The sequence below is a fragment of the Kitasatospora sp. NPDC032121 genome, from assembly GCF_055580145.1.
In genome coordinates this window covers 465,291-477,727 of sequence record NZ_JBVILX010000002.1, presented here as the reverse complement: position 1 = coordinate 477,727, position 12,437 = coordinate 465,291, and the positions used below count along the sequence as shown (strand labels likewise).

Below are 12,437 nucleotides of genomic sequence, written 5' to 3'. Positions count from 1 at the left end.
ACGGGCGTGTTGACTGCGTACGGCAACGCCGCTTCCACCAGACTGGGCGCCGACCCGACGTCAACTCCGAGGAGGGCAAGCCCATGAACGTCACCGTTCGGCTCGCACAGCAGCCCGAGGCCGACGAACTGCTCGGACGCAGCGCGCTCGCCGCGCTCGTCGGCATGCTGCTGGACCAGCAGGTCCCGATGGAGTGGGCGTTCACCGGCCCGCTGACCATCGCCCAGCGCCTCGGCCACGACGACCTGGACGCCCACGAGATCGCCACCTACAACCCGGAGGAGTTCGTCGCGCTCCTCTCCGCGAAGCCCGCGGTCCACCGCTACCCGGCCGCGATGGCCAAGCGGGTGCAGCAGCTCTGCCAGTTCCTCGTCGCGCAGTACGACGGCGACGCCGCCGCGCTCTGGAAGAACGTCCGCACCGGCAAGGAGCTGCTCAGCCGCCTCAACGCCCTGCCCGGCTTCGGCAAGCAGAAGTCGCAGATCTTCCTGGCCCTGCTCGGCAAGCAGTACGGGGTACGGCCGGAGGGCTGGCGCGAGGCGGCCGGGGTGTACGGCGAGGAGGGCGCGCACCGCTCGGTGGCCGACATCACCGGGCCCGAATCCCTCGCCCTGGTACGGGAGTTCAAGCAGGAGATGAAACGCGCGGCGAAGGAGGCCAAGGCCGCCGCCAAGCCGCGCACCACCACCCGCACATCCGTCGCCCCCGTCGCCCCCGTCGCCTCCGCCGCCGCCCCGACCGGTGCGCGCTGATCACCGACCGAACCGACCGAACCGACTGACCAGACCGATCGGACCGACCCGACTGGCCGGACCGACCCACCCGACCGCCCGCCCCGCCGGCCGTACGCCGACCGGGCCCTCCCAGAGCGCGACGCGGGCCCCGGCCGCGCCGCGCGACCGGGGCCCGCGCACGGGAGCACTCCGTCAGAGCAGGACCGGCTCCTGCTCCTCCGCGGTCGAACCGGCCGAGCCGTCGGCACCGACCGATCCGGCCGCCGCCCCGGCCGCCGCCCCGGCAGAACCGGCCGCCTTGCGTCGCCGCGGCAGCGCGAACATCAGCAGGAACACCGCGAGCAGCACCCCGGCGACCCACCACATCGCGTGCACGAAGGCCCCGCCGAACGCCGTCCCGAGCGCCTCCGGCGCGACGACGTCGTCCATCGCCCCGAAGAAGGCCACCGAGACCAGGCCGAGCCCGAGCGCGTTGCCCACCTGCTGCACGGTGTTGATCAGCCCGGACGCCGAACCGGCGTGCTCGCGCGGCACCTCCGCCAGCACCGCGTCGGTGATCGGCGCGACGATCAGCCCCATCCCGAGGCCCATCACCACCAGCGGCAGCGCCATCTGCCAGGCCGTGATCGCCGTCCCGTACCGGTCCGCCTCCCAGATGTAGACGAGCACGCCCGCCGCCATCACCAGCGCGCCGGTCTGCAGCACCTTCCGCCCGAACCGCGGCACCAGCTTCTGCACCGACAGCCCGGCCGCCGTGGAGACCGCGATCGAGAACGGGATGCCGGTCGCACCGGCCTTGAGCGGGCTCCAGCCCAGCCCCACCTGCATGTAGAGGGTCCAGACCAGGAAGTAGATGCCGAGCGCCACGCCGAAGGCCAGCTGCACGCAGATCCCGGCCGCGAAGGACTTCACCCGGAACAGCGCCAGCTCCACCAGCGGCGAGCCGTCCCGCCGCGTCTTGACCCGCTCGTACACCACGAACAGCGCGAACACCGGCAGGCTGCCGGCCATCGACAGGTAGCCCCACAGCGGCCAGCCGGCCTCCCGGCCGTGCGTCAGCGGGTAGACCAGCATCAGCAGGCCGAGGCTGGCCAGCGCCACGCCCACCAGGTCCAGCTTCAGCGCTTGGTCGGCCTTCGACTCGTCGATGAAGCGGCGGCCGAGCAGCAGCCCGGCGATGCCGACCGGCAGGTTGATCAGGAAGATCGGGCGCCAGGCCAGGCCGAACAGGTCCCACTCGGTGAGCAGCGCGCCGATCAGCGGGCCGGAGACCGCGCCCAGGCCGACCACGGCGCCGAACAGGCCGAACACCTTGCCGCGCTCCTCCGCCGGGAAGGTCGCGTGGATGATCGACAGCACCTGCGGCACCATCAGCGCCGCCGTCCCGCCCTGGAGCAGTCGGGTCGCGACCAGCATCTCCGGGCCGGAGGCCAGCCCGCACAGCGCCGAGGCCAGCGTGAAGCCGCCGATCCCGATCAGGAACACCCGCTTGCGGCCGTGGATGTCGCCCAGCCGGCCGCCGGTGATCAGGCCGATCGCGAAGGCCAGCGCGTAGCCGCCGGTGACCCACTGGATGGCGCTGAAGGAGGCGCCGGTGTCCTGCTGGATGCTCGGGATCGCGATGTTGACGATGGTCACGTCCACCAGGTCCATGAAGGAGGCGACCATCACGATCGTCAGCGCGATCCACCTCCTCCGGTCCGCTGCCGCGGTGCTCATTCGGTTGTCCTCTTTCTTACGCACGTCCGGGACGCTCTTCTCCACGCCCATGACGGTACGGGGCATGTAGGTCAGAACCTGTCCCAGTTGGCGGCCGCCCACCGCCGCTCTCCGGGACGGCATGCTGGACGGCATGACCGACACCCCGGCCCGGCTGCTGAGCCTCCTGTCCCTGCTCCAGACGCCGCGCGAGTGGCCCGGCAGCGAGCTCGCCGAACGTCTCGGCGTCAGCCCCCGCACCATCCGGCGCGACATCGACCGGCTGCGCGAGCTCGGCTACCCGGTGCGGGCCAGCATGGGCGCGGACGGCGGCTACCGGCTGGTCGCGGGCACGGCGATGCCCCCGCTGCTGCTGGACGACGAGGAGGCGGTGGCCATCGCGGTCGGGCTCCGCGCGGCGGCCGGGCACGCCGTGGTCGGCATCGAGGAGGCCTCGGTACGGGCACTCGGCAAGCTGCTCCAGGTGCTGCCGGGCCGGCTGCGGCACCGGGTCGGGACGCTCAACTCCGCGACCGTGCCGCTGCTCACCGGGGACGGCCCGACCGTCGACCCGGAGGACCTCACCGTGCTCGCCCGCGCCGTCACCGCCCGGGAACGGCTGCGCTTCGGCTACCGGGCGTACGACGGCGCCGAGACCAACCGGCAGGTCGAACCCGAGCGGCTGGTCTCGGTCGGCCGCCGCTGGTACCTGGTCGGCTACGACCTGGACCGCTCGGACTGGCGGCTCTTCCGGGTCGACCGGGTGAGCGGCCCGGCCACCACCGGCGTGCGCTTCACCCCGCGCCCGCTCCCCGCCGAGGACGCCGCCGCGTACGTGGCGGGCAAGCTGCGCCGCCCGTCACCGAGCGGCACCGTGGTCGCCACCGTGCACGCCCCCGCCGAGCGGGTCCGCCACAGCCTGCGGCCGGGCGACGCGGAGGTCGAGCCGATCGACGCGCACAGCTGCCGGCTCCGCTCCCGCTCGGACTCGCTGGAGTGGACGGCGATGCGGCTGCTGTCGCTGGACTGCGCCTTCGAGGTGCACGAGCCGCCGGCGCTGCGCGAGCACCTGCGCCGACTCGCCGCCCGCGCCCAGCACGCGGCGGGCCCGGAGAACCAGTCCCACGCCCAGCACGCGGCGGGCCCGGAGAACCAGTCCCACGCCCAGCACGCGGCGGGCCCGGAGAACCAGTCCCACACCCAGCACGCGGCGGGCCCGGAGAACCAGTCCCACACCCAGCACGCGGCGGGCTCGGAGGACCAGTCCCGCTTCCAGCACACGGCGGGGGATCAGGCCCAGGTCTAGGCCCCGACCCGGTACCAGCCGTTGCCGGAACGGAACCAGAGCACCCCGTCCCGGCCGTACGCGCGCTCCCGGTCGAGCTCCCCGAGGCCGCCCACCCGCTCGCGGCGCACCTCCCGCCAGCCCTTCCGGCTCTCCCGCTCGCAGTGCAGCAGCTCGCCGCCGGGCTGGAGGAACACGGCGCGGTCCCCGGCGATCGCGAAGCCCACCGGCTGCCGGGCCGGCAGCCGCATGACGACGGGCTCGCCCTCGGCGGGGTCGATACCGGTGAGGTGGCTGCGCTCCCCGTACCAGGCCAGCCAGGTCCGCCGTCCCTCGGTGGCGGCGGCGATGCCCTCCAGCGGTTCGTCGCCCAGCTGCCTGAAGTCCGGCCGCCAGACGATCCGCCCGGCGGTGTCCAGCCCGAGCAGGCCGCACCGGGCCAGCGGGTTGTCGCCGTAGTTGCCCTCGTCCCCGAAGGCCAGCCAGATCCGGCCGTCCCGGTCGGTGGTCAACGCCTGGATGTCGTCGCCGAGTTGCAGCTCCCGGGCCGGGCTGCCGTCCGGCCCGAACACCAGGCCGTTGCGCTCCCAGCCGTCCGCCGACTCCTCGGCCCGGCGCCCGGCCAGCAGCACCCGCCCGCCCGGCAGCAGCGCCAGGAGGTCGGGCGGGACCCCGACCCCGGCCAGCGGCACCCGCCACTCGCCCTGCGGGCCGCGCACCACCACCTCGCCGTCGAACGGCAGCCGGGCGTGCGGCCACGATCCGGCCGGCGCCGCGTACTGCTCCGGCACCACCAGGACGGCCAGTTCCCCGCCCGGCCCGACCGTCCAGGTCAGGGCCCGGCGGCCGGCCCGGACGTCCTCCTCGGGCAGCCGCCAGACCTCGACCGGACGATCGGACACGGCCAAGGCTCAGACCCCGTACTCGGCGGTCAGCAGCGCCCGGCCCAGGGTGTGGAAGGTGAGGTTGAAGCCCACCTGGGCCGGCGGGGTGTCGGCGGCGACGTCCAGCTTCTCGACGTCCAGCGCGTGCACCGCGAAGACGTAGCGGTGCGGGGCGCCGGGCGGCGGGGCGGCGCCGTCGTACCGGTTGGACGGGAAGTCGTTGCGGCCGTGGAAGGAGGCCCCGCCGGGCAGGTCGGCGTCCGAGGACCCGGCGCCGCGCGGCAGCTCGGTGGTGTCGGCGGGCAGGCCGAGGGCGAGCCAGTGCCACCAGCCGGAGCCGGTCGGCGCGTCCGGGTCGTAGCAGGTGACCGCGATGCTCCGGGTGCCCTCCGGCAGGCCCGACCAGGACAGCTGCGGCGAGAGGTTGCCGCCGGCGTGGATGAACTCCTGCCCCAACGTGCCGCCTTCGGTGATGTCCTGGCTGCTCAGCCGGAACGACGGCACCTTCGGCAGGAAGTCGTACGGCAGCGGCGGGCGATTGCTCATGGGGTGTGCCACCTCTCACGGTCGGAATGACAGAGGTCACTGTAATGGGGTGCACGCGCGCTCCCGGCGCCCCTAGAGTCGGTGGCATGGCCGCCAAATTCGCCCAGTTGTTCGCAGACTCCCGCCGCGCGCTGTTCACGATGCTCGGCGTCCAGGCCGTCATCTGGTCGGTGCAGGTGGCCAACTGGCTGGACGACTACGGGCTGTCGCGGGAGTTCGGCCTCCGCTCGGAGCAGGTCGGCGACCTGCCGGAGATGTTCACCTCGCCGTTCCTGCACTTCAGTTGGAGCCACATCGAGGCCAACTCCTGGCCGCTGTTCGTGCTCGGCTTCCTGTCCGCCTACCGGGGCATGCGGAAGTTCCTGCTGGCCAGCCTGGTGATCGCGGTGTCCGGCGGCCTGCTGGTCTGGCTGCTGGAGAGCCCGAACACCGTGACGGCCGGCGCGAGCGGCATGGTCTACGGCTACCTGGGCTACGTGGTGCTGCGCGGCGTCCTGGACCGCAACGTGCTGGACGCGGTGGTCGGCATCGTCGTCGCGGTGGTCTACTCGACCATCCTGATCGGGGTGCTGCCGGTCACCCCCGGCGTCAGCTGGCTGGGCCACCTCGGCGGGCTGATCGGCGGACTGGCCGCCGCCGTCCTGCTCCGCAACCAGCCGGCCTCGAAGCGGGCCACGCAGTCGGCCGAGAAGCAGGCGAGCACCCCGGACAGCCCGGGAACCGCCCTGCTCAAGCAGCTGGACGAGCTCGGCCTGTAGCCGGCGCCTCGGCCGCCCCGCGGCCGGCGCCACAGCCGGCCGCGGCCCCCGCAACCCACCCGGGCCATCAGGTATAGACCAATCCCGACCCCTGCGGATAGCGTGGACGGCTCACCCTCCCCCAGCTCCGGAGCCGCACCGTGGAGTCGTCCGTCCTCGCCTTCGCCACCGACCTGCTCGACGAGGGCGCCGACACCTTCTTCGGCAACCTCACCGACCGCGCCGGGGTCGGCGGCGTCACCCTCGCCTCGGTCTACCACGAGGCCCGCGACGTCTTCCCGCACAACCCCCGCCGGGTGCTCCGCCACCTGGAGCCGGGCGCGGCGTACTTCCGTCCCGACCCGGTCCGCTGGCTGGGCCGGCGCCTCGCGCCCGTGCCGTCCACCGCGATCGGCGAGCGCGACCCCTTCGCCGAGGCCGCCGAGGAGGCCCGCCTCCGCGGCCTGAAGCTGCACGCCTGGACGGTCTTCTGCCACAACGACCGGCTCGGCTTCGCCCACCCCGACTGCGCCCCGGCCAACGCCTTCGGCGACCGCCACCTCACCGAGCTCTGCCCGGCGAACCCGGAGGTCAGGGAGTACGCGCTGACCCTGGTCGCCGAACTGGCCCGGTACGGCGTGGACGCGATCCGCGCCGAGTCCCTGCACTTCCACGGCCTGCGCCACGGTCACCACCACGAGCGCTACTTCGAGGAACTGGGCCCGACCGCAGAAGCCCTGCTCGGGGTCTGCTTCTGCCCGCACTGCCGCGCCGCCGCCACCGCCGCCGGGGTCCCGGCCGAGGAGGTGGCCGAGGCGGTCCGCGCCGAGCTGCGCCGCCGGCTGGCCGACGAGTCCGCGGCCGCCGAGCCGGCCGACCTGAGCGCCCTCGCCGACGGCGCCTTCGCCGCCTACGTGGACGCCTCCGCCGCCACCGTCACCTCGCTGGCCGCCGACCTCACCGAACAGGCCCGCCGGCACGGCATGCGGCTGAGCTTCATGGACGGCGGCGGCCCGGGCAGGGGCTGGCTCGCCGGCATCGACCTGCCCGCCCTCGCGCAGGTCACCGACCAGGTCGAGACCCTCGGCTACGAGCGGACCCCTGAGGCCGTCCGGGAGAAGATCGCCGCCTTCGCCCTGCACGGCGTCCGTCCGCGTTCCATGGCGGTGATCCTGCGCCCGATGTCCTCCGACTGCGACGGCCCGGAGAACCTCGCCGCCAAGATCACCACCCTGCGCGAACTCGGCGTCCCCGAGGTGGAGTTCTACCACTACGGCCTGATGCGGCTGTCCTCCCTGGACCGGATCGGCGCCGCGCTCGCCGGCTGACCGCCCGGCGCCCCCTGGCGGCCGGTCAGCCGGCACCGCCGCCCACCTGGTCGCTCAGCCGCCGCTCGGCGGCGCCGCTTGGACCTCCCGAACAGGCTGCGCGAGATCTCCTGCCCGAGCCGCCTGCCCGCCGGGCGCGCCCGCCCAGCGGGATGCGCACCCGGGGCGTCCGGGACGCGGCGCCGTCCAGCAGCACCGCACCTAGGTCGAGCGCCGGCCCGGTGAAGGCGTGCCCGTCGGCGCTCTCCGGACGGCCGGAGGGGTGAGGCCGGAGGACATCGGTGCACACTCCTGAGCGGATCGGAACGCTTCGGAACGCTTCGACATCGACGCGGAACCCGATCGGCACCGGGCGATGTTCGCGACATTTCCCACCAAACAGCCGCATTCGTCCATGCGCAGTTCACACCGGCGCGCGTGGCGGCGCCGCGGCTGCTGCGCCATCCGCCGCCCAAACGGTAGGCTTTCCGTGTGATCTTCAAGCGCATCGGCAATGGGCGGCCGTACCCGGATCACGGCCGGACGAGCACCCGCCAGTGGGCTGACGTCGCCCCGCGCCCGGTGCGACTCGACCAGCTGGTGACCACCAAGGGTCAACTCGACCTCGAAACCCTTCTGGCCGAGGACTCGACGTTCTACGGGGACCTCTTCGCCCACGTGGTGAAGTGGCACGGCGACCTCTACCTGGAGGACGGTCTGCACCGGGCCGTCCGCGCGGCGCTGCAGCAGCGCCAGGTGCTGCACGCCCGTGTCCTCGAAATGGAGTGACGGGCCCCACCCCGGGGCCGTCCCTCCCGCACGGACCTTCCGGACCGCCCCCCGCCACCAGGCGGAGGGCGGTCCGTCCGTACCCCGGTACCCCCTTTCGGGTACCGGGGTACGCCAGATGATGATCGTTTAGTACCTTCGAAGCCGTACGGCACTACGCTGCTGACTACGGCCGCGACCAGGGGATTCCGCCCGCACCGGGGGAAGTCCCCACCCGGCCGATCCGTCATCCCGACCCCGCCCTGGCACGAGGGGGAGACAAACCGTGAGCATGTTGACTCCCCGAGGCCTCAAGGGGAAGCAGTACCGCGTCACCGGCAACACCTACCCACGGTTGGGCCGGCCCCCGAAGAAGAGCCGCAAGGTGGTCGCCACGCTCGCCGGCCTGCTCGCCCTGGCCCTGGTCGCGCTCGGCGGCGTACAGCTGTACGACATCTTCATCGGCAGGAACAAGGACGCCTCGGCGCAGGCCTGCGCGAGCCCGTCCGGCAAGGCCCTGGCCGCCCCGACCCCGGGGGCCACCCCGGGCGCCCCCGCCGCCGGTGCGCCGGCCGCCGGGCAGGGCGACCCGAACGCCGTCCCGCAGCCCACCGCGGTCACCGTGAACATCTACAACGCCACCACCAAGGCCGGTCTGGCCGGCCGGACGGCCGAGGAGTTCAAGAAGCGCGGCTTCGTCATCGGCAAGGTCGGCAACGCCCCGGCCGAGCTGGACAAGAAGGTGCCGGGCACCGCCCAGGTGATCGCCGGTCCGACCGGCGCCGGCGCGGGCACCCTGGTCAGCTCGCAGATCGCCGGGGCCGCCGTCACCGCCGACGCCCGCACCGACGCCAGCGTGGACTTCGTGATCGGCGACAGCTACAACGCCCTGCTGGACGAGACCCAGGCGGCCGCCGCCCTCGCGCTGGCCACCAAGCCCTCCCCCACCCCGACCGCCACCGGCAGCTGCTGAGCCACCGGACGGACGGACAGGAGAGCCCCCGGCAGACGCAGTGCCGGGGGCTCTCGGTGTTCGGTGGTTCGGGTGGGCAGGCTCAGCCGGCCGTGCCGTAGAGCCGGTCGCCCGCGTCGCCCAGGCCGGGGACGATGTAGCCGTTCTCGTTGAGCCGCTCGTCCAGGGCGGCGGTGACCACGGTGACCGGCAGGTCCGCCAGCTCCCGTCGCATCACCTCGACGCCCTCGGGGGAGGCCAGCAGCACCACGGCGGTGACGTCGGTCGCGCCGCGCTCGATCAGCATCCTGATCGCGGCGACCAGGGTGCCGCCGGTGGCCAGCATCGGGTCGAGCACGTAGACCTGGCGGCCGGAGAGGTCGTCCGGCATCCGGGTGGCGTAGGTGGAGGCCTCGAGGGTCTCCTCGTTGCGGACCATGCCGAGGAAGCCGACCTCGGCGGTCGGCAGCAGGCGGGTCATCCCGTCCAGCATGCCGAGGCCGGCCCGCAGGATCGGGACCACCAGCGGGCGCGGGTAGCTGAGCCGGGTACCCAGCGTGACCGCCACGGGCGTGGTGATCTCCACCTCGTCGGTGCGGACGTCCCGGGTGGCCTCGTACGCGAGGAGGGTCACCAGCTCGTCGGTCAGGCGACGGAAGGTCGGCGAGTCGGTGCGCTCGTCGCGCAGGGTGGAGAGCTTGTGGGCGACCAGGGGGTGGTCGACGACGTGGAGACGCATGTATCGAGGTTAGCCCGCCCCCGGACGGGTGTACGACCCGCCGTGCCCCACCCGTGCGCCGGCGCGGGTGACGCGCCGGTGACACGCCGTGACCCGCCGCGGCTGTCCGGACGGAAGTGCCTTCTGTGGTATCAACCGGACCGTTCTGGGAATGTCACGTCTTATGACGAGCAACCCGAACGCCGGGGACGGCTCGATGGACGAGCCCTTCGACGGGGCGGGCCGCAGCCAGGGCCCGCCGTACGACCACCCGGAGACCGAGGCGGAGCGCCGCAAGCGGCGGGCCGTCTTCCTGCGCGAGCTCACCGAGGCGCGCGAACTGCGGGAGCGGGTCCAGCCCCGGCGGACCAAGGAGCGGCGGATGCGCGAGGCGATGCGGATGCGAACCTTCCGGATCTGACGCGGCCCGGAGGCGCCCCCGGCCCCTCCTGACGGGATCCTGACGCGCACCCGGCGCGGGCCCCGGACCGCCCGCGATCGGAGGCGGCGGCCCCGTTCCGGCGTTCGGAGCAAATTTCGACCGGCTTCGGACCGCCCCGGCCGGAAAACGCCCTCCGCCACCCGGTCCTTCCGACACGACCTGCAAAGACGCGCTGCCGAACACCCCCCGCGAGGGCGGGCTTTCTGTCACGATTCCGATGGGACGGTCCGAACAAGCGGACCGCCTCTGGCGCGGGGGCGGCCAGTTTTCCGCGTTGCCCGTGCGCGCCGGCAGCCGAGACCGATGATCTTGGGAGTGTCCCTGGTGGCGTACTTCGCTGCAGTGCTTGCTCGCACCGAGGACGGGTGGGATGTGAGCGAGACGGAGCTCGACGACGTCGAAACCCTGGCCGATCTGGCCGACCTGGCCCGCGACTCCGCCCAGGACGACGACAGCGTCCTGATCTTCATCGAACAGGAGGACGTCTGGTTCGCCATCGTCCGCGTGGACGGCGAGGAGGACCCGCGGATCTTCGTGTCGGACGGCGCCGCGGCCGCCCGCAGCTCCTACGGCTCCGTCCTCACCGACGAGTTGGTCGACCAGGCCGGAGAGAGCGAGTTCGGCGACCTGGACCACCTGCTGGACGAGTCCGAGGAGGCCGAGGAGCAGGACGAGGAGGAGGCCGACGTCCGCGGCGGCGTCCCGGTCGGCCCGCTCGGCGACGCCCACCTGCTCACCGAGTTCGGCCTCGCCTCCGAGGAACTGCTCGCGCTCAGCGGCGAGGGCGCGGTGCCGGGCGACGCCCTGGAGGAGATCGCCGAGGCCCTCGGCTGCGGCGAGGTCCTGGAGGCCGTCCGGTAGCGGGGTCGGCCGTGCCGGTGTCCGCCACCGGATACCCGACACTGGATGCCATGCAGCCCGCCACCTCGCTGACCGTCCCGCACGTCCCCCCGCTGCCCGCCCCCGTCCGCCCCGACCCGGTCCGCGACCGCTGGGCGGCGCCGATGCGCCTCGCCATCGCCGAGGCCGCGCTGGCGCCGGCCACCGGGGACGTACCGGTCGGGGCGCTCGTCCTGGGCCCGGACGGCCGGGTGATCGGGCGCGGCCACAACGAGCGCGAGGCGGTCGGCGACCCGACCGCGCACGCCGAGGTGGTCGCGATCCGGCAGGCGGCCGAGCAGATCGGAGAGTGGCGGCTGAGCGGCTGCACACTGGTCGTCACGCTGGAGCCGTGCACGATGTGCGCCGGGGCCATCGTGCTGTCCCGGATCGACCGGGTGGTCTACGGCGCCCTCGACGAGAAGGCCGGCGCGGCCGGCTCGCTCTTCGACGTGATGCGCGACCGCCGGCTCAACCACCGCCCCGAGGTGGTCTGGGGCGTCCTCGCCGAGGAGTGCGGCGAGCAGTTGCGCGCCTTCTTCGACACCCACCGCTGAACACCCGCTGAACACCCGCCGCCGAGGGCCCGCCGGACGCCGCGGCGGTACGGATTTCGTGACTGCGCCACCCCTCCGGTAGAGTTCCTCTCGGTAGCGTGTCCGAGCGGCCAAAGGAGCACGCCTCGAAAGCGTGTGTGGGGGCAACTCCACCGTGGGTTCGAATCCCACCGCTACCGCTCGAAAGCCCGAGGGCCCGTCCGATCCGGACGGGCCCTCGGCGTTTGTCGGATCGGTGCGCCGCCCACCGGCGCCGTGCACGGGTCGGCGCGGACACGGGAGCGGGAACGAAAACGGCTCCGTACCCCGGGCCGATGACCACCGGTGCCCGGTCCGTACGGAGCCTGGAGGGGGGAGCGGCTCGGGGGGACTGACCGCTCCCCCGGCGGAGTCCCACAACCGGCGCCGCGTCGGGGGGAAGCCGCGGCCACCGGTCCCACAGCGGGGAGCTCCGGATCCATGCACCGGGGATTCCTGCCAGATCCTCGGTACGTCTTCCATCCTGCCGCCCGGCCCACGACGGGGCACCCGGAGAAAGGCCTCACTCGCGGGGACCTTCGTCCCGCCGGCCGAACGCGTCGCACACTTGATAGCCCGTCCGGGTGGATAAGCTGCCCCTGCAGGCCGCTCGGGGACCGGATGACGGCGGCCCACGGCTCGGAGGAAGGTCACCCGATGGCGCAGGCGAAGAAGATCGGCATGGTCCTCCTGCTCGTCTTCGTGCTCTACTCGATCATCACCTCCCCCTCGCGGTCCGCCGAGCTGGTGCAGCTCGGGTTCGAGGGGATCTCGAACGCGGCCAAGGCGGTCGGCGCCTTCATGACCGGTCTGATCAAGTGACGGACGGCCGCCCCTTCGAATGGCCGCCGGCCCCCGTGCACCGGCTACGGTGTGCGGGACCCTCTGTCCCCGTCCGCGAGGAGCGGCAAT

General features: G+C 73.4%; 14 protein-coding genes and 1 tRNA gene. 11 read left to right on the top strand and 4 right to left on the bottom strand.

Annotated elements, in window-relative coordinates; all coding sequences use genetic code 11:
* The first annotated feature begins 83 nt into the window (after positions 1–83).
* On the top strand, positions 84–752 hold the full coding sequence (locus ACZ5OX_RS08010; protein ID WP_465629193.1) for an HhH-GPD-type base excision DNA repair protein: 669 nt from the start codon (positions 84–86) through the stop codon (positions 750–752).
* A 174-nt stretch (positions 753–926) separates the two neighbouring features.
* Here the strand turns inward: ACZ5OX_RS08010 and ACZ5OX_RS08005 are convergent, their stop codons facing one another.
* Complete coding sequence (locus ACZ5OX_RS08005) at positions 927–2,453, bottom strand: MFS transporter (protein ID WP_465629192.1); 1,527 nt, start codon at positions 2,451–2,453, stop codon at positions 927–929.
* 133 nt (positions 2,454–2,586) lie between these two features.
* On the opposite strand from ACZ5OX_RS08005, the gene ACZ5OX_RS08000 reads away from it, so the two are divergent.
* The gene (locus ACZ5OX_RS08000) at positions 2,587–3,738 is read left to right on the top strand and encodes a helix-turn-helix transcriptional regulator (protein WP_465629191.1); all 1,152 of its coding nucleotides are present in this window, start codon (positions 2,587–2,589) and stop codon (positions 3,736–3,738) included.
* Here ACZ5OX_RS08000 and ACZ5OX_RS07995 read toward each other — a convergent pair.
* Both ACZ5OX_RS07995 and ACZ5OX_RS07990 read right to left on the bottom strand, forming a co-directional pair.
* Positions 3,735–4,619 carry a hypothetical protein gene (locus ACZ5OX_RS07995; protein ID WP_465629190.1) on the bottom strand — a complete coding sequence of 295 codons (885 nt, stop codon included), beginning with the start codon at positions 4,617–4,619 and terminating at the stop codon, positions 3,735–3,737. The two genes, ACZ5OX_RS08000 and ACZ5OX_RS07995, sit on opposite strands and share 4 nt — an antisense overlap.
* Before the next feature lie 9 nt (positions 4,620–4,628).
* Positions 4,629–5,147, bottom strand: a complete 519-nt coding sequence (locus ACZ5OX_RS07990) for a YbhB/YbcL family Raf kinase inhibitor-like protein (protein WP_465629189.1) — start codon at positions 5,145–5,147, stop codon at positions 4,629–4,631.
* A gap of 86 nt (positions 5,148–5,233) precedes the next feature.
* Between ACZ5OX_RS07990 and ACZ5OX_RS07985 the strand changes: the two genes are divergently transcribed.
* The 4 genes from ACZ5OX_RS07985 (at position 5,234) to ACZ5OX_RS07970 (ending at position 8,932) form a co-directional block, all read left to right on the top strand.
* On the top strand, positions 5,234–5,905 hold the full coding sequence (locus tag ACZ5OX_RS07985; protein WP_465629188.1) for a rhomboid family intramembrane serine protease: 672 nt from the start codon (positions 5,234–5,236) through the stop codon (positions 5,903–5,905).
* A gap of 140 nt (positions 5,906–6,045) precedes the next feature.
* The gene (locus tag ACZ5OX_RS07980; RefSeq protein WP_465629187.1) at positions 6,046–7,212 is read left to right on the top strand and encodes a hypothetical protein; all 1,167 of its coding nucleotides are present in this window, start codon (positions 6,046–6,048) and stop codon (positions 7,210–7,212) included.
* Between the two features lie 471 nt (positions 7,213–7,683).
* Complete coding sequence (locus tag ACZ5OX_RS07975; RefSeq protein WP_030061387.1) at positions 7,684–7,980, top strand: type II toxin-antitoxin system VapB family antitoxin; 297 nt, start codon at positions 7,684–7,686, stop codon at positions 7,978–7,980.
* A gap of 271 nt (positions 7,981–8,251) precedes the next feature.
* A complete protein-coding gene (locus ACZ5OX_RS07970) occupies positions 8,252–8,932 on the top strand; it encodes a LytR C-terminal domain-containing protein (RefSeq protein WP_465629612.1) in 681 nt (226 codons plus the stop codon).
* Between the two features lie 82 nt (positions 8,933–9,014).
* Here ACZ5OX_RS07970 and upp read toward each other — a convergent pair whose 3' ends face one another.
* Positions 9,015–9,650, bottom strand: a complete 636-nt coding sequence (gene upp, locus ACZ5OX_RS07965; protein WP_392868411.1) for a uracil phosphoribosyltransferase — start codon at positions 9,648–9,650, stop codon at positions 9,015–9,017.
* 196 nt (positions 9,651–9,846) lie between these two features.
* Between upp and ACZ5OX_RS07960 the strand changes: the two genes are divergently transcribed.
* From ACZ5OX_RS07960 to ACZ5OX_RS07940, 5 genes are all read left to right on the top strand, one after another.
* Positions 9,847–10,050, top strand: coding sequence for a hypothetical protein (locus ACZ5OX_RS07960; RefSeq protein ID WP_392868779.1), 204 nt, complete (start codon positions 9,847–9,849; stop codon positions 10,048–10,050).
* Positions 10,051–10,374: 324 nt separating this feature from the next.
* Positions 10,375–10,932 (top strand): tRNA adenosine deaminase-associated protein, encoded by a 558-nt coding sequence (locus tag ACZ5OX_RS07955; protein WP_449788495.1) that lies wholly within the window; start codon positions 10,375–10,377, stop codon positions 10,930–10,932.
* Positions 10,933–10,982: 50 nt separating this feature from the next.
* Entirely contained in the window at positions 10,983–11,507 is a 525-nt protein-coding gene (tadA, locus tag ACZ5OX_RS07950) for a tRNA adenosine(34) deaminase TadA (protein ID WP_392868415.1), read from the top strand.
* 92 nt (positions 11,508–11,599) lie between these two features.
* Positions 11,600–11,686, top strand: a tRNA-Ser gene (locus ACZ5OX_RS07945).
* 496 nt (positions 11,687–12,182) lie between these two features.
* Positions 12,183–12,347 carry a hypothetical protein gene (locus ACZ5OX_RS07940; RefSeq protein ID WP_392868417.1) on the top strand — a complete coding sequence of 55 codons (165 nt, stop codon included), beginning with the start codon at positions 12,183–12,185 and terminating at the stop codon, positions 12,345–12,347.
* Positions 12,348–12,437 lie beyond the last annotated feature (90 nt).

Coding starts and splice junctions, on each gene's coding strand:
- ACZ5OX_RS08010 (WP_465629193.1), top strand. CDS start 84: ATGAACGTCACCGTTCGGCTCGCACAGCAGCCCGAGGCCGACGAACTG.
- ACZ5OX_RS08005 (WP_465629192.1), bottom strand. CDS start 2,453: ATGAGCACCGCGGCAGCGGACCGGAGGAGGTGGATCGCGCTGACGATC.
- ACZ5OX_RS08000 (WP_465629191.1), top strand. CDS start 2,587: ATGACCGACACCCCGGCCCGGCTGCTGAGCCTCCTGTCCCTGCTCCAG.
- ACZ5OX_RS07990 (WP_465629189.1), bottom strand. CDS start 5,147: ATGAGCAATCGCCCGCCGCTGCCGTACGACTTCCTGCCGAAGGTGCCG.
- ACZ5OX_RS07985 (WP_465629188.1), top strand. CDS start 5,234: ATGGCCGCCAAATTCGCCCAGTTGTTCGCAGACTCCCGCCGCGCGCTG.
- ACZ5OX_RS07970 (WP_465629612.1), top strand. CDS start 8,252: ATGTTGACTCCCCGAGGCCTCAAGGGGAAGCAGTACCGCGTCACCGGC.
- upp (WP_392868411.1), bottom strand. CDS start 9,650: ATGCGTCTCCACGTCGTCGACCACCCCCTGGTCGCCCACAAGCTCTCC.
- ACZ5OX_RS07960 (WP_392868779.1), top strand. CDS start 9,847: ATGGACGAGCCCTTCGACGGGGCGGGCCGCAGCCAGGGCCCGCCGTAC.
- ACZ5OX_RS07955 (WP_449788495.1), top strand. CDS start 10,375: ATGATCTTGGGAGTGTCCCTGGTGGCGTACTTCGCTGCAGTGCTTGCT.
- tadA (WP_392868415.1), top strand. CDS start 10,983: ATGCAGCCCGCCACCTCGCTGACCGTCCCGCACGTCCCCCCGCTGCCC.
- ACZ5OX_RS07940 (WP_392868417.1), top strand. CDS start 12,183: ATGGCGCAGGCGAAGAAGATCGGCATGGTCCTCCTGCTCGTCTTCGTG.